The organism is Flavobacterium sp. (assembly GCF_023151265.1).
In the GTDB taxonomy this organism is placed as follows: Bacteria; Bacteroidota; Bacteroidia; order Flavobacteriales; family Flavobacteriaceae; genus Flavobacterium.
In genome coordinates this window covers 4,670-19,654 of record NZ_JAKLJH010000054.1, presented here as the reverse complement: position 1 = coordinate 19,654, position 14,985 = coordinate 4,670, and the positions used below count along the sequence as shown (strand labels likewise).

Annotated in this window: 17 protein-coding genes and 2 pseudogenes; 10 read left to right on the top strand and 9 right to left on the bottom strand. The window is 32.1% G+C overall.

All coding sequences use genetic code 11. From position 1 onward, the window contains the following. A pseudogene (locus L6Q46_RS06735) lies at positions 1 to 203 on the top strand (hypothetical protein); the annotation flags it as partial. 67 nt (positions 204 to 270) lie between these two features. Here L6Q46_RS06735 and L6Q46_RS06730 read toward each other — a convergent pair. Genes L6Q46_RS06730 through L6Q46_RS06720 form a run of 3 tightly spaced genes read right to left on the bottom strand, consistent with a single transcriptional unit; the run spans position 271 to position 1,969 of the window. Further along, positions 271 to 834 (bottom strand): YceI family protein, encoded by a 564-nt coding sequence (locus L6Q46_RS06730; RefSeq protein WP_291283671.1) that lies wholly within the window; start codon positions 832 to 834, stop codon positions 271 to 273. Positions 835 to 867: 33 nt separating this feature from the next. Further along, positions 868 to 1,500, bottom strand: coding sequence for an NAD(P)H-dependent oxidoreductase (locus L6Q46_RS06725; protein WP_291283670.1), 633 nt, complete (start codon positions 1,498 to 1,500; stop codon positions 868 to 870). A 16-nt stretch (positions 1,501 to 1,516) separates the two neighbouring features. Beyond that, complete coding sequence (locus L6Q46_RS06720; protein ID WP_291283669.1) at positions 1,517 to 1,969, bottom strand: MarR family transcriptional regulator; 453 nt, start codon at positions 1,967 to 1,969, stop codon at positions 1,517 to 1,519. 128 nt (positions 1,970 to 2,097) lie between these two features. On the opposite strand from L6Q46_RS06720, the gene L6Q46_RS06715 reads away from it, so the two are divergent. Next, the gene (locus L6Q46_RS06715) at positions 2,098 to 2,406 is read left to right on the top strand and encodes a rhodanese-like domain-containing protein (protein ID WP_291283668.1); all 309 of its coding nucleotides are present in this window, start codon (positions 2,098 to 2,100) and stop codon (positions 2,404 to 2,406) included. 44 nt (positions 2,407 to 2,450) lie between these two features. On the opposite strand, the gene L6Q46_RS06710 is transcribed toward L6Q46_RS06715, so the two are convergent. The 4 genes from L6Q46_RS06710 to L6Q46_RS06695 all read right to left on the bottom strand — a co-directional run bounded on the left by L6Q46_RS06710 (position 2,451) and on the right by L6Q46_RS06695 (position 4,458). After that, complete coding sequence (locus L6Q46_RS06710; RefSeq protein ID WP_291283667.1) at positions 2,451 to 2,876, bottom strand: hypothetical protein; 426 nt, start codon at positions 2,874 to 2,876, stop codon at positions 2,451 to 2,453. A 268-nt stretch (positions 2,877 to 3,144) separates the two neighbouring features. Next, positions 3,145 to 3,444 (bottom strand): type II toxin-antitoxin system RelE/ParE family toxin, encoded by a 300-nt coding sequence (locus L6Q46_RS06705; RefSeq protein ID WP_291283666.1) that lies wholly within the window; start codon positions 3,442 to 3,444, stop codon positions 3,145 to 3,147. Then, entirely contained in the window at positions 3,426 to 3,662 is a 237-nt protein-coding gene (locus L6Q46_RS06700) for a hypothetical protein (protein WP_291283665.1), read from the bottom strand. Before L6Q46_RS06700 ends, L6Q46_RS06705 begins: the two co-directional genes overlap by 19 nt. 118 nt (positions 3,663 to 3,780) lie before the next feature. After that, positions 3,781 to 4,458, bottom strand: coding sequence for a Crp/Fnr family transcriptional regulator (locus tag L6Q46_RS06695; protein ID WP_291283664.1), 678 nt, complete (start codon positions 4,456 to 4,458; stop codon positions 3,781 to 3,783). A gap of 109 nt (positions 4,459 to 4,567) precedes the next feature. Here L6Q46_RS06695 and L6Q46_RS06690 point away from each other — a divergent pair, with 109 nt between their 5' ends. From L6Q46_RS06690 to L6Q46_RS06655, 8 genes are all read left to right on the top strand, one after another. Then, entirely contained in the window at positions 4,568 to 6,943 is a 2,376-nt protein-coding gene (locus L6Q46_RS06690) for a heavy metal translocating P-type ATPase metal-binding domain-containing protein (protein WP_291283663.1), read from the top strand. 90 nt (positions 6,944 to 7,033) lie between these two features. Continuing rightward, complete coding sequence (ccoS, locus tag L6Q46_RS06685) at positions 7,034 to 7,231, top strand: cbb3-type cytochrome oxidase assembly protein CcoS (protein WP_291283662.1); 198 nt, start codon at positions 7,034 to 7,036, stop codon at positions 7,229 to 7,231. A 2-nt stretch (positions 7,232 to 7,233) separates the two neighbouring features. After that, positions 7,234 to 9,411, top strand: coding sequence for a cytochrome-c oxidase, cbb3-type subunit I (gene ccoN / locus L6Q46_RS06680; protein WP_291283661.1), 2,178 nt, complete (start codon positions 7,234 to 7,236; stop codon positions 9,409 to 9,411). A 6-nt stretch (positions 9,412 to 9,417) separates the two neighbouring features. After that, the gene (locus L6Q46_RS06675) at positions 9,418 to 9,588 is read left to right on the top strand and encodes a CcoQ/FixQ family Cbb3-type cytochrome c oxidase assembly chaperone (protein WP_111567136.1); all 171 of its coding nucleotides are present in this window, start codon (positions 9,418 to 9,420) and stop codon (positions 9,586 to 9,588) included. Positions 9,589 to 9,690: 102 nt separating this feature from the next. Further along, positions 9,691 to 10,629, top strand: a complete 939-nt coding sequence (locus L6Q46_RS06670) for a cbb3-type cytochrome c oxidase N-terminal domain-containing protein (RefSeq protein ID WP_291283660.1) — start codon at positions 9,691 to 9,693, stop codon at positions 10,627 to 10,629. A gap of 61 nt (positions 10,630 to 10,690) precedes the next feature. Continuing rightward, on the top strand, positions 10,691 to 12,109 hold the full coding sequence (gene ccoG, locus L6Q46_RS06665; RefSeq protein WP_291283659.1) for a cytochrome c oxidase accessory protein CcoG: 1,419 nt from the start codon (positions 10,691 to 10,693) through the stop codon (positions 12,107 to 12,109). Positions 12,110 to 12,122: 13 nt separating this feature from the next. Beyond that, positions 12,123 to 12,572: a FixH family protein gene (locus L6Q46_RS06660; RefSeq protein ID WP_291283658.1), complete on the top strand. Its 450-nt coding sequence runs from the start codon at positions 12,123 to 12,125 to the stop codon at positions 12,570 to 12,572. A gap of 31 nt (positions 12,573 to 12,603) precedes the next feature. After that, positions 12,604 to 13,305, top strand: coding sequence for a sulfite exporter TauE/SafE family protein (locus tag L6Q46_RS06655; RefSeq protein ID WP_291283657.1), 702 nt, complete (start codon positions 12,604 to 12,606; stop codon positions 13,303 to 13,305). A gap of 118 nt (positions 13,306 to 13,423) precedes the next feature. Here L6Q46_RS06655 and L6Q46_RS06650 read toward each other — a convergent pair whose 3' ends face one another. Both L6Q46_RS06650 and L6Q46_RS06645 read right to left on the bottom strand, forming a co-directional pair. Next, entirely contained in the window at positions 13,424 to 14,533 is a 1,110-nt protein-coding gene (locus tag L6Q46_RS06650; RefSeq protein WP_291283656.1) for an endonuclease, read from the bottom strand. 3 nt (positions 14,534 to 14,536) lie between these two features. Beyond that, positions 14,537 to 14,985: pseudogene (locus L6Q46_RS06645) on the bottom strand (RNA methyltransferase); the annotation flags it as partial.

Sequence of the window (14,985 nt, the reverse complement as noted above, 5' to 3'; positions counted from 1 at the left end):
AAGCTACAATGCACAGTCATTTACCAGAAACTGGCGAATTTATTACTTCAACTGATATTTGTACTTTAATGCTTTACGGAAAACTTTACAATTTGAAAGAACATTTTGTTATTTCTGAAAAGTATGTTTCAATTTGGGATTGTGAAAAAGATACTTTAAATGTTATGACTAGAGAAGCTTTTGAGAAAATGTTAGAAGAATAATAAGCAAAAAAGCCTTGAAGAAATTCAAGGCTTTTTTTGTTTTTCATAGCAAAGTTTCCCAGTTCAATTAGAATACTAATTTAACTTTTAATTCGAATTCGTCGTTGATTGTTTTGTCTCCTAAGTTGTCAAAGAAGCTTCCAGAACCATATTGAATTCCGTATTTAGTTCTATCTACATTTAAACTAGTTGTAGCAGTATTTCCAGCAACAGTTAAGTCAAATTTAATAGGTTCTGTTTTTCCTTTGATAGTTAAATCTGCAGTTACTGCATAAACTCCTTTACCTTTTTCACCAATAGTTTTGAAAACTAAAGTAGCAGTTGGGAATTTTTCAACACCAAAGAAATCATCTGATTTTAAGTGTCCATCTAAATTTGCTTTTCCTTTTCCATCTAAATCTGTAGTATTGATAGTTGTCATATCAACAGTAAAGTTTCCGTTTACTACTTTTTTACCTTTGAAAACTAAAGCACCTTCTTTTAAAGTAATTGTACCTTCGTGAGCACCTGTTACTTTTTTACCTACCCAATTGATAGTACTTTTAGTTACATCAACTTTTTTTGATTGTGCATTGACTGCGAATGATACAAAAGCTACAAGAGCTAAAGCGATTGATTTGAAATTTTTCATTTTTAAAATTGTTTTAAATGTTAATGGTTATAATTAAATAGTAGTAAATAATTCTTGTTTTGGTTTTCTCACTTTTGCATAATGTTGTGTTGCGTCTTCTTCATGACGGTATCCTACAGCTGCTACTAATGAAGCGTTTAATCCTAAGGCATTGAAACCTAAAATTTCGTTGTATTTTTCTGGTTCAAAACCTTCCATTGGTGTTACGTCGATTTTTAATTCTGCAGCGGCATTCAATAAGTTAGCTAAAGCTAAATAAGTTTGTTTTGATGTCCAAACCGCTTTTTGCTCCACTGGTAAAGAAACAATTTTCGATTTCATAAAGTCTGAATAACCTTTTAAATCTTCAACAGATAAACCTCTTGTATCTGCAATGTTTTGAACATAAGCATCAATATGGCTTTCTTGAACATCTACAATATTAGCAAATACCAATAGGTGAGAAGCCTCTACAATTTGCGATTGTCCCCATGAAGCTGGTTGTAATTGCGCTCTAACTTCAGGATTTTCGATAATAAATACTTTGTACAATTGTAAACCGTAAGAAGAAGTACTCAATTGAATTGCTTCTTTTAAAGTTTCTAAATCTGCTGCTGATACTTTTTTGCTAGCATCGAATTTTTTGGTAGCGTAACGCCATTTTTGATTTTCTATAAAATTTGTCATAGTAATTTTAGGGTTTTTAATTTCTAAATTTTTCAAGTAATTCGTTTAATAATTCTAATTCTGCAACAGTCAAATTTTGAGAAAAAGAGCGCTCGTGAGCTTCTACTAAAGGATCCAATTGTAGTAAAAGTTCTAAACCTTTCTCTGTAATGGTAATTTCCATTTTACGTCGATTGATTGGGCAAACTTCTCTAAGCACTAATTCTTTTAATAACAATTTGTCAACTAAACGTGTAGTGTTACTCGTTTTCGCAATCATGCGTTCTTGTATCATACACATATTAGCAGGCTTTCCTTTCTGACCTCTTAAGATGCGCAACACATTAAATTGTTCAGGGGAAAGGTCAAATGGCTTTAATATCTCATTAAACTTTTCCGAAATGACATTTTGAGTATACAAAACATTCAGTAATGTTTTCTTCTCCATTGCCATTGGTGTGTTAGGTTTTATGATTTCTTCTATTCTCATTTGATGTTGTAAAATTTGTATGTACAAATGTAGTAAATATTTTATTTGTATGTACAAATGTTTGATAAATTTTTGTTAAAGTTTTAAAATTGCATTTTTTGATAGTACTTTTGGAAAAAAAAGATACAATGACAAACTTAGATCAAAATACGTGGTGGAGCCAGTTTTCGCAGGATGAGAACGGAGTTATAGTAGATGTTCGTACTGAAGATGAATTTAACGATGGTTATATTCCAGGTGCTATTAATATTGATATATATAAAGGACAAGGTTTTATTTATAGAGTAGAGGAGTTAGATAAATCGAAAAACTATTATGTGTATTGCGCCGCTGGTGTACGTAGTGCTAACGCATGTAACGCCATGGAACAATTAGGTTTTGAGAATACCTTTAACTTACTAGGTGGTTTTTCTAATTGGGAAGGACCAACAGAATAAAGAAATCCGCTGAAGAGCGGATTTTTTTTGTGACTTGAAGTAAATTAATCTCTGTAGCTGTAGTTATTTTTAATTTTAAAATACTCCTCAATTTCTTTTTTGTCATTCTTATCAGCTGTTGGACTTACTCCTGACCAAAAATTTGTATTTTCTTCAATTAGTTGTATTTCATTTGGTAATTTTTCAATTTTTTTGCCTAACTGAAAATCATTAGTAAATTTATTATTCCAGATTACAATATGCAACTTATTGTCAATTGCATCGTAAACTACAGGAAAGGATTGTATTGGTTCTTTATTAAGGTTTTCAACAAAATCATCTCCATTTGAAGTTGAACATGTGAAATAGTCGTCTCCTACTTTATATATATAACAAAAGTAATTTGTTTTTCCTTTGTCAATTCTATAATAATGAGCAACTGTTATCGAACCTTGTTTTGTTAATCTATCGGACCATTCAGATCTCCTCATGAATACTATTATTGATATTATCATTAGTAGCCCGAATATTGTTGTAACTTCTTTCATCGTTTTTTCATTCTTCATTTATAATAAAATTTTTATTATTATTATATTTAATAGCTGATATTATATAATTTGAAAGAGTTTTATACTATTAATTGTTTTAATCTACTCAATTTATTTTTATAAATATCAGACAAACCTCAGTTTTATCTTTTCCAAAAATACTAAAAAATCTTACAATTCCATCCAACAAAAAATCCGCTTTTCAGCGGAGTTATTTAATTTTTCTACGTTCTAAATCTTGCCGATTATCCCAAAAAGAAACAATCTCTATTTTGTTTTCATTTATCTCATAAAAAATAAGATATACTTTCATAGGAATTACACGAGTGCATTTGTTTGAAGTTAATCTTCCGATAAGTTCAGATTTGGAAAGTGTATTTAATACATCTTCAACTTCATCAACTAGTTTTAAACTGTAATTTTCGCTACCATTTCTTTCTACATAATATTCTAAAATGGCTTTAAATTGAAGTTTGGCTAATTTTGACCAAATTATTTCTTTTTTAACCATTCGCGCATTTCTGAAATTACTTCCTCATTTTTATGAAAATCACCTTCTTTAATATCGTTTCTACCTTTTTCGATAGCGGTTTGTTGTTCAGAAGTTAATTGATATAAAGCTTGTTCAGACGAATCGAATATAGTTTGAAGCGCTTTCAGAAAATTCAAATCTTTAGAATCTTTAATTCTTGAAATTAAATTCTTTTTTATTTGGGCTGTCATATCCATAGCTGATTCATTTTGGTATTCTCAAAAGTAATAAAATATTTTGAAAGTTATATTTAAGGTTTTTATAAAATTTTGGATAATGATTTTCAACAAAAAATCCGCTTTTCAGCGGATTCTCTTATGTTAATCGTTTTAATTTATTTTTATCTAATAGTTTGATTTTCTTTCCAATCAACTCAATATATTCAGATTTGTTTAATTCAGAAAGCAAGCGAATACAACTTTCTGTAGCAGTTCCAATCATTCCGGCTAATTCTTCTCTTGATAATTGAATATGTAGCGTGCCATCTTCGTTTTTACCAAAGGTATCTTCTAAGTATATTAAAGTTTCGGCTAAACGTTGACGAACGGTTTTCTGTGCCATGTTTACCATGTGATCGTCAGCTCCTTTTAAGTCTTCGCAAATCGTTTTCATCACATTCATCGAAAACTGATTGTTTTGCGTAAAAAACTGCATGACTTCACTTCTCGGAATAAAACATACTTCCATATCTTCTAAAGCAACGGCACTTAAATTTGCAGGTTCGTCACTAATCATCGAACGTTGGCCTAATAATTCGCCTGGTTTAACCAATTTTACAATTTGGTCTTTCCCGTTATCGCTAAGTTTAGAAAGCTTACAAACGCCGTCTTTGATGCAATAAATTCCATTGGTAACTTCGCCTTCTTCAAAAATAGGTTCGCCTTTTTTTATGGTGTAGGAAGTTTTACATTCGGCCATTCTTAAAAGTTCGTCTTTATTCAACGCTTTTAACGAACTAAATTGCCTCACGATACACTGTTCACATTTATTCATAGAGTGAAAATTTTTATTGCGTTTACAAAATTACAAAATTGTATGACAAATATCATATTTTGTTCTACATTTATGTGTGACCTTTGTTACAGGTAAAATGAGCAAATTTATGGACGCAGAAAATTGTTTCCATTGTGGTAATGAAATTATAAAAAAAGACGAGATTGTATTTGACGAAAAAAAGTTTTGTTGCAATGGTTGTAAAACTGTTTACGAAATTTTTAGTCAAAACGACCTAACGTGTTATTATGATTTTCAGGCAGCACCCGGCGCCACTCCACAAGACATTCAGGGCAAATATGACTTTTTAGACAATGAAGAAATTGTTACTAAATTATTGGAATTCCAAGAGCGTACAACACACATTGTTTCACTCTACATTCCTCATATACACTGTAGTTCGTGTATTTGGATTCTGGAAAATCTACAAAAGCTTCAACCAGGAATAAGTACTTCGCAAGTTAATTTTGGCGAAAAGAAAGTACGAGTTACCTTCAATCCAGAACAAACTTCTTTAAAAGATATCGTCTATTTATTGAGTTCGATTGGTTACGAACCTTATATTTCTTTAGAAAATTTTGATGAAGGCAAGAAAAAAATCGACCGAACTTTAATCTATAAAATAGGAGTAGCCTTTTTCTGCTTTGGAAATATAATGCTGCTTTCGTTTCCTGAATATTTTGAAGTAGAAGAATATTGGATCGATCAATACCGCGGATTTTTTCGTTGGTTGATTTTCGGATTATCGCTACCTACTTTTATTTATTCGGCTTCTGGTTATTATGTTTCCGCTTGGAAAAGTATAAAATCAGGCTTATTGAATATTGATATTCCGATTGCTCTAGGAATTGTAGTGATGTTTGTTAGAAGTACAGTCGATATCGTTTTTGATTATGGTCAAGGTTTCTTCGATAGTATGGCGGGATTGATTTTCTTTATGTTATTAGGAAAGTTGTTCCAACAAAAAACATACGATTTCCTTTCGTTTGAACGCGATTATAAATCGTATTTTCCAATTGCAATTACGAAGGTTTTACCAAATGGTGATGAAGAATCAGTTCAAGTTTACGATATTCAAAAAGGAGATCGATTATTAATTCGAAATCAAGAGTTAATTCCGGTAGATGGAATTTTAATTTCCGAAAAAGCTTCAATTGATTACAGTTTCGTAACAGGTGAAGCCGTTCCAATTGAGAAAAAATCAGGAGATAAAGTTTTCGCTGGCGGAAAACAAATGGGAAAAGTGATTGAAATGGAAGTTTTATTTTCGGTTTCTCAAAGTTACTTAACCCAATTATGGAGTAACGATGTTTTCCAAAAAAGAGTAGAACAACAACACAAAAACATTACCGATAGAATTAGTCGATATTTCACGCCAGCTTTATTATCTTTAGCGGTAGTTTCCTTTATTTATTGGATTTTCATCGATGTTCAAACTGCTTTTAATGTTTTCACTGCGATTTTGATTGTGGCTTGTCCGTGTGCCTTAGCATTAACAGCTCCGTTTACATTAGGAAATGTGTTACGAATTCTAGGCAATCGAAAATTATACTTAAAAAATGCTTTAGTTGTAGAACAATTAGCCAAAGTAGATACGATTGTTTTCGATAAAACCGGAACGATTACAACCAATAAAAAAACCGCAATAACCTACGAAGGAACCGAATTAAACTCTTCTGAATTAAGATTATTGAAGAACGTTTTACGTGGTTCGAATCATCCATTAAGTAGAAGATTGTACGATTTTATTCCAAATCAAGAAAAAGTAGAAACTACAAGTTTTGAAGAAATCATCGGAAAGGGAATTTTTGCAGAAATTGAAGGAAATACGGTAAAATTAGGTTCGTCACAATTCCTTAAAACCATGACCGAAAACACGCATAAGAAAACCAAAGTGCATGTGGAAATCAATGGTGTTTATAAAGGAAGTTACGTCTTCAATAATCAATACAGAAAAGGTTTAGAGGAATTGTTTGCTGATTTGGCTAAACATTACAATTTAGTAGTCTTATCAGGTGATAATGATGGAGAAAGAAGAATTTTAGAGAAAATGTTGCCGTCGAAAACCACTTTAGTTTTCAATCAAAAACCAGAACAAAAACTACAATACATTGAACAATTGCAAAAAGAAGGTAAAAATGTGATGATGGTAGGTGATGGGTTAAACGATGCAGGCGCATTAGCGCAAAGTAATTTAGGATTATCTATTTCTGAAAACGTAAATGTGTTCTCACCAGCCTGCGATGGTATTTTAGATGCAACACAGTTTGATAAAATAGCGTTTTTTATGCGCTATTCTAAAAATGCTATGAAGACGATTTACATGAGTTTTGGGCTTTCCTTATTATATAATGTTGTTGGATTAAGTTATGCCGTTACGGGTGCATTAGATCCAATTGTGGCAGCTATTATAATGCCACTCAGCACAATAACAATTGTAAGTTTTGTGACAATTCTTACAAATTTGTATACAAGAAAGAAATAAATTGATTAAATTTAAGAAAATTTTAATACATGATAAAAGTCATGTTTTATAAAAGCGAGTGGGAGTAACTTTGTTAACACAATTTAAGGTATGAGTGTCATTTATTTATTAATCACAATCAGTATAATAGTTGCCGTTGCTTTTTTGATTGCTTTCATTAAAGCAGTTAAAAGCGGTCAATATGATGACGATTATACACCATCAGTCAGAATGTTATTTGAAGATGAAGTTGTGAAAAAAGAAAATCCTAACAAATTAATACAAACAGAAAAACAAAAATCAATCTAATTATGGAGAAGCAACAATTTTATTACGACAACAAAATTGTAAGGAATTTCCTCTACGCTAGTATAGTCTTTGGTGTAGTGGGGATGTTAGTGGGGCTTATTTTAGCTTTCTTATTTTTGTTTCCAAACTTAACCAGCGGTATTTCGTTTTTAAGTTTTGGACGCTTAAGACCTTTACACACCAATGCGGTAATCTTTGCCTTCGTTGGTAATGCGATGTTTGCAGGAGTTTATTACTCTATGCAACGTTTATTAAAGACTAGAATGTTGAGTGACTTTTTAAGTAAAGTTCACTTTTGGGGTTGGCAATTAATTATTGTTGCTGCAGCTATAACATTACCATTAGGATATTCTACATCTAAAGAATATGCTGAGTTAGAGTGGCCAATTGATATTGCAATTGCACTTATTTGGGTTGTGTTTGGTATCAATATGATTGGAACCATTATTAAAAGAAGAGAACGTCACATTTATGTTGCTATTTGGTTTTACATTGCAACATTTGTAACAGTTGCTGTACTTCATATCTTTAACAGTTTAGAATTACCTGTTTCGTTATCTGGAATGAAATCGTACTCAGTTTATGCTGGTGTTCAAGATGCATTAGTACAATGGTGGTACGGACACAATGCGGTGGCATTCTTCTTAACGACTCCATTCTTAGGTATGATGTATTACTTTGTACCAAAAGTTGCGAATCGTCCGGTATATTCTTATAGATTATCTATTATCCACTTTTGGTCGTTGATCTTCATTTACATTTGGGCTGGACCTCACCATTTATTGTATTCTGCTTTACCAGATTGGGCTCAAAACTTAGGAGTTGTGTTCTCTGTAATGTTGATTGCACCATCTTGGGGAGGTATGATTAATGGTTTATTAACTTTAAGAGGAGTTTGGGATAAAGTACGTACTGATGCAGTATTGAAATTCTTCGTAGTGGCAATTACTGGTTACGGTATGGCTACATTTGAAGGTCCAATGTTATCATTGAAAAACGTTAATGCTATTGCGCACTTTACAGACTGGATTATTGCTCACGTACACGTTGGAGCTTTAGCTTGGAATGGTTTCTTATCATTCGGTATGATTTATTGGTTAATCCCAAGAATGACTAAAACAAAATTATTCTCTGAAAAATTAGCGAATTTCCATTTCTGGATAGGTACTTTAGGTATTATTTTATATGCTCTTCCAATGTATGTTGCTGGATTTACTCAAGCTTCTATGTGGAAACAATTTAAGCCAGATGGTGGTGCATTACAATATGGTAACTTCCTTGAAACAGTAACCGAGTTAATGCCAATGTATTGGATGCGTGCTGTGGGTGGAACGTTATATTTAGTAGGGGTAATTGTATTAGTTTATAATGTTATTAGAACAGTAAGACAAGGTTCTCCAGTTGAGAATGAATTAGCAGAAGCTCCAGCTTTAGCAGTTATTTCTCCTAACCGTTTAAAAGGTGAAAAATTACACTCTTGGTTAGAAAGAAAACCAGTTCAATTTATGATTTTAACTACAGTTGCAATTTTAATTGGAGGTTTAATCCAAATTTTACCAACGATTTTAGTGAAATCTAATATTCCAACCATATCATCTGTTAAACCATATACACCTCTTGAATTAGAAGGTAGAGATTTATATATCCGTGAGGGTTGTGTGGGATGTCACTCTCAAATGGTTCGTCCGTTCCGTTCAGAAGTTGAGCGTTATGGTGACTATTCTAAAGCAGGTGAATTTGTTTACGACCATCCATTCTTATGGGGTTCTAAACGTACAGGTCCAGATTTAGCTCGCGAAGGTGTTAAAGGAAAACCATTTAATGGAGGTAGAGATGACGTATGGCATTTTAACCACATGTATGATCCTCAAGGTTTAAATGAGAAATCAATTATGCCAAGATACCAATGGTTAATTAAAAATGAGTTAGATAAATCAACAACTCAAGACAAAATGAGAACCATGGTAACTTTAGGAGTTCCTTATTCTGATGCAGATATTAATAATGCTCTTAAACATATGGACGAACAAGCTACTAAAATTGAAACCAATTTATTAGCAAATCCAGAAATTAAGAAATCATTTGGAGGTCAAACAGCTTCTCCATTGAAAGATAGAGAGATTGTAGCGTTGATTGCATATTTACAAAGATTAGGTACAGATACTCAAGTTAAAAAATAAAAAGTTATGCTAAAGTTCATTAAACATAATTTGGAAACTATTACAGGAGTAGATATTTATCCAATCATTTCCTTGACGATTTTCTTTACAGCGTTTGTATTGTTCACAATTTGGGCATTTACGTACAGCAAAGAAAAAATCAAAGAAATTAGTGAAATGCCTTTAAACGACGAATAGTCATAATTATAATTAGCGGGAAACTGAAACAACCATGATGTTTGTAATTATTGGGTAGTTTCATGGTTGTTCAGGTTCTCATAACATCAAAATTTTCAACAAATGAAAAAATTAATTCCATCATACGTAAGAGTTCCATTACTGTTTGCAGTAGTATTTGCAGCTTTGGAATATTTTATCGATTCTGGAGACAGGCCAGCTTTTATAAAGTTTCCTATGGTAGCTTTATTTTTAGGAGTATTCCTTTTCTTATTAATCGCAATCGAAATTGTAATCGATGCCGTTGATAAAGTAACATACCATTTATTAACAGACGAACAAAAGAAACAATTAGCAGATGCGCAGTCGGTTTCTTTTACAGAAAGTTCATGGTATCAAAACATAGTTAGTAAATTAACTCGCTCTAAAGAAATGGAGAGAGAAGAAGATATCATGTTAGACCACGATTATGATGGTATCAAAGAGTTAGACAATGTATTACCGCCATGGTGGGTATATTTGTTCTATGGAACCATTATTTTTGCTTTAGTTTATATGGTTCGTTTCCATGTAATGAATGAGTACGATCAAGAACAAGAGTTTAAAAACGAAGTAGCATTAGCAGAATTAGAAAAATCTAAATTGCCTAAAGATCCAGCTGATGAAGTAAGTTATGAAACCGTAGTTGCTGTTACAGATGCTGCCAGTTTAGCTAAAGGAAAAGAAATTTTTACAAACGCTTGTACTGCATGTCATAAAGCAGATGGTGGAGGTTTAGTTGGGCCAAACTTAACGGATAAAAACTGGATTAACGGTGGAGGAATTAAAAATGTCTTCAAGTTAATTTCTGAAGGAAGTAAAAACAACCCTTCAATGGTAGCTTGGAAAGCTAATTTATCTTCTAAAGATATTCAAAGTGTAGCAAGTTATATTTTAACATTAGAAGGATCTAATCCTCCAGGAGCAAAAGCCGCTGAAGGAGAAATATGGACAGAAACTGCAGCTCCTGCAGATGAAGCAGTAGTAGATTCTACTAAGGTAGAAGCTCCTGCAGAAAAATAAAATTATAAAAAAGGTTTTGGGAATTTCTCAAAACCTTTTTTAAACTAAAAATTGCATAATTATGTCAAATTTACCAGACGAAAGTTTTAGAGATACCATTGCAACTATTAATGCAGAAGGAAAAAGAAATTTTATTCATCCTAAAAAACCTTCTGGACCTTTCTACGATAAAAGAAAATTATTGAGTTATTTTCTTTTGGTATTCTTAATTGCTTCGCCATTTATTAAAATTGGAGGAAATCAATTCTTGATGTTTAATGTAATGGAAAGACGTTTTAGTATTTTCGGATTTGCATTTTGGCCTCAAGACTTTCATTTGTTTGTTATTTCAATGATTGTTGGAGTAGTAGGGTTGACTTTATTTACAGTAGCATTCGGACGAATATTTTGTGGTTGGTTTTGTCCGCAAACTATTTTTATGGAAATGGTTTTCAGACGTATAGAATATTGGATTGATGGTGACAGAGGAGCTCAAATGCGATTAGCAAAACAAAAATGGGATGCTGAAAAAATAAGAAAAAGAGTTACAAAAGGGACTATCTTTTTTATTTTTTCATTCTTCATTGCCAATGTTTTTCTAGCGTATTTAATTAGCAGCGATGAACTTATCAAAATGATTACCGAAGGACCAACAAGTAATTTAAGTACGTTAATTGCCTTATTAATTTTTACAGGAGTATTCTATTTTGTATTCGCTTGGTTTAGAGAGCAAGTTTGTATTATCGCCTGTCCTTACGGAAGAATGCAAGGGGTTTTATTGGATAACAAATCCATTAATGTAACCTATGACCACGTAAGAGGTGAAGGTACAAACGGAAGAAAAAAATGGAGAAATGGTGAAGATAGAACTGCATTAGGTCACGGAGATTGCATCGATTGTAACCAATGTGTGGTAGTTTGTCCAACCGGAATTGACATTCGTAATGGTACTCAGTTAGAATGTATCAATTGTACTGCTTGTATTGATGAATGTGATGTGATTATGGAAAAAGTAGGATTACCAAAAGGATTAATCCGTTATGCAAGTGAAGATGAAATTGTCAATAAAGAGAAGTTCAAGTTAACACTTCGAATGAAAGGTTACATCGCTGTTTTAACATTGTTAGTCGGCGTTTTAATTGGAATGTTGTTCTTACGAAATGATGTAGAAGCTAATTTCTTACCAATGTCGGGGCAATTGTTCCAACACAATGGAGAAAACATTCGAAATTTCTACACGTATAAAATTGTTAATAAAACAGAACAAGAATTTGACAATGTTTCTGTCAAAATTGTCAATTACAAAGGAGAAATAAAATTAGTAGGAAGTCCAGTAATTAAAGTACCAAAACAAGGTTTAATAAGCGGAACATTATACATTGATATTCCTGAAAGTTTGCTAAAAGAAGAAAAGGTACATTTAAAATTAGAATTATATAATGGTGATAAGTTGATAGAAGAAACTTCAACTAATTTCCAAGGACCAAGAAACTTTAATTAAAAAAAATACAGCTATGAAATTTAATTGGGGAACCGGAATCGTTATTGCTTTTGCACTTTTTATGACATTTATTTTGTCGTATGTGTACAAAGTACAATCTAATGATAAATATGATCACGAACTAGTTGTTGAAGATTATTACAAAAAAGAAGCATTAGTTCAAGGTGATATTGAAAAACAAGAAAATGCGAATGCGTTAACAAATAAAGTAACAATCGAAAAAACTGTGGAAGGAATAAAAATTCAATTCCCAGCCGATTTCGATTATTCTAAAATAAATGGAAAAGTGTCCTTATATAGACCGTCTAGTCAGAAATTAGATTTTGAAATTCCGATTTCACTATCTAGTCCACATTTGCTCATACCTAAAAGTAATTTGGCTGGCGGTCTTTGGGACATTTCTATCGATTGGGAATACGATGGTGTGAAATATTTAAACAAAGATTCGTTTAGAATGGAATAATTTCTTTCTTTTGAATTTGAACTTGTAATTAATGTTGTATTCAGCTTTTATATTTGGTTTAATTAGTAGTTTTCACTGCATAGGAATGTGCGGTCCAATTGCTATGATGTTACCCGTAGATAGAAGTAATGAAGTCAAAAAAATCACACAAATTATAACGTATCATATTGGGAAATTAACGGCTTACGGAACATTAGGTTTAATATTCGGACTTTTAGGAAGAAGTTTTTATTTAGCTGGAATGCAACAACAACTATCTATAATCGTTGGGATTTTGATGATTTTAGTAGCAGTAATTCCTGAACGGATATTTGCCAAATACAATTTTTCGAAACCTGTTTACAGAGTAATCACAAAAGTAAAATCAAGTTTAGGGCAACAGTTTAAAAACAAAAGCTACAAATCGTTATTTACTATTGGATTATTGAATGGTTTTTTACCTTGCGGAATGGTCTATGTAGCACTTTTTGGAGCTATCGCAATGCAGAATGTTTCTTTAGGAATTGGGTATATGATACTTTTTGGAATCGGAACAATTCCTATGATGGTAGCGGTAGTTTATGCTTCTGGATTGATTTCATTTTCATTCAGAGGAACCATTCAAAAAGCAATACCGTTAGTAGCGGTTATTATTGGAATGTTATTTATAATAAGAGGTTTAGGGTTAGATATCCCATATTTATCACCAAGTAATATGAGTTTATTTGTGCAACCCGAAGCCAATTGTCATTAAATATTTTAGTTAATAGGGGAAAAGAGTGTTGAGGTTTTAGGCTTTAGCACTCTTTTCATTTCATAAAAAAAGTCCCACCAACTGATGAGACTTTTCCATTTATTATGTATTGTGATTCTTAGTTTACAATAACTTTCTTAGTTGCTACTCCATTTTCAGAAGCTATTTGCACTAAATAAAATCCACTAGATAAGTTATTCACTTTGTATGAATTATCAACTCGCGTAGGGTTTTTAATTTCTTGGATGATTTGTCCGTTGATGTTGTATAAAACAATTGATTTTAATTCCGCTTCAGACGAAATTGTAACTTCGTTATTGATTGCTGGATTTGGGTAAATGGTTGCATTTTCAATTGATACAAAATCTTCAGAAGATAAAATTGTACTTGGCCATCTATTTTCTGCAACTGGTCCTCCCCAAATTAACGTTGCTAAATAAGGATTATCAATAAAAGGATTTCTATTTCCTTGTGCATAAGTATTTGCTGTATTTCCAAGATAAGTATTTCTGTTATCTTCATATTGAGAAACAGGATCTTCTGCATTCCATTCTAAAAATAATTGTACCATATTACTATCGTTTGTTGCAGTTGCTATTCCGGTTTGTGCTACACCAGTTGGCAAACACTGTGATCCGTATCTTAAATACATATACATCATCATTCTTGCAACATCACCTTTCCACTCGTCACCAGGATACCATAAAACACCACTTTCAAAAGAATTTCCAGAACCATCAAAAAATCTATCATTGTCTCTGTCGGCATTTCTTTTTTTATCACTTGCTCTTAAATTATGTGCATCAGCTCCTGGTCCAGATGTTCCCAATGGTGGAACTCCTAAAGCTCTTGGATATGTATGCTCTTTATTCCATAAACAAGGGTCTGCTGTACCTGTATCTTCCAAAGATTTATCTCTTCTTCTATGATCTTTGTCATCTGATGATGATGATGGACATAAATTGTTACTAAATCCATATAGTAATAAAAGATTTGTGTTTGATAAATCAGTAGGATCCAAATCTACAATTTCTATTGCTAGTTCTGCTTGTGCATAAGTTAAAATATTTGTATGCGTGGCTGAGATTTTTGTTTCTAAAGCACTTTTTAAACTCATTCCAGTTAATGTCCAATTCATACCATCATAATATGGTGTAGCAGGAGATCCAGCTTGTGCTAGCATTAGTGACGTAAATGCTAAAAATACTATTGCAAAGTTCTTTTTCATAAACTATTTATTTTTTCTTTCTAATAATGCCATGTAAAATCCGTCGAAACCGCTTTCGCTTGCTAAAACTTTTCTATCTTGAACAAAGTTAAATTCTTTTCCAATTTCGGTGCTTAAGAAATGCTTAATTTGTTCTTGATTTTCTGAAGGTAATACCGAACAAGTTGCATAAACTAATTTTCCGCCTGGTTTTACAATTTTTGAATAATTTTCTAACACTTCAGCCTGAACTTTACGAATGTTATCAATAAATTCAGGTTGTAATTTCCATTTGCTATCAGGGTTTCTTTTTAAAACTCCTAATCCACTACAAGGCGCATCGATTAAAACTCTATCGGCCTTTTCGTGTAATTTTTTTATTGTTTTTGTACTTTCAATAACACGTGGTTCAATGTTGAAAGCACCATTTCTTTTAGCACGAATTTTTAACTGCTTTAATTTACTTTCGTATA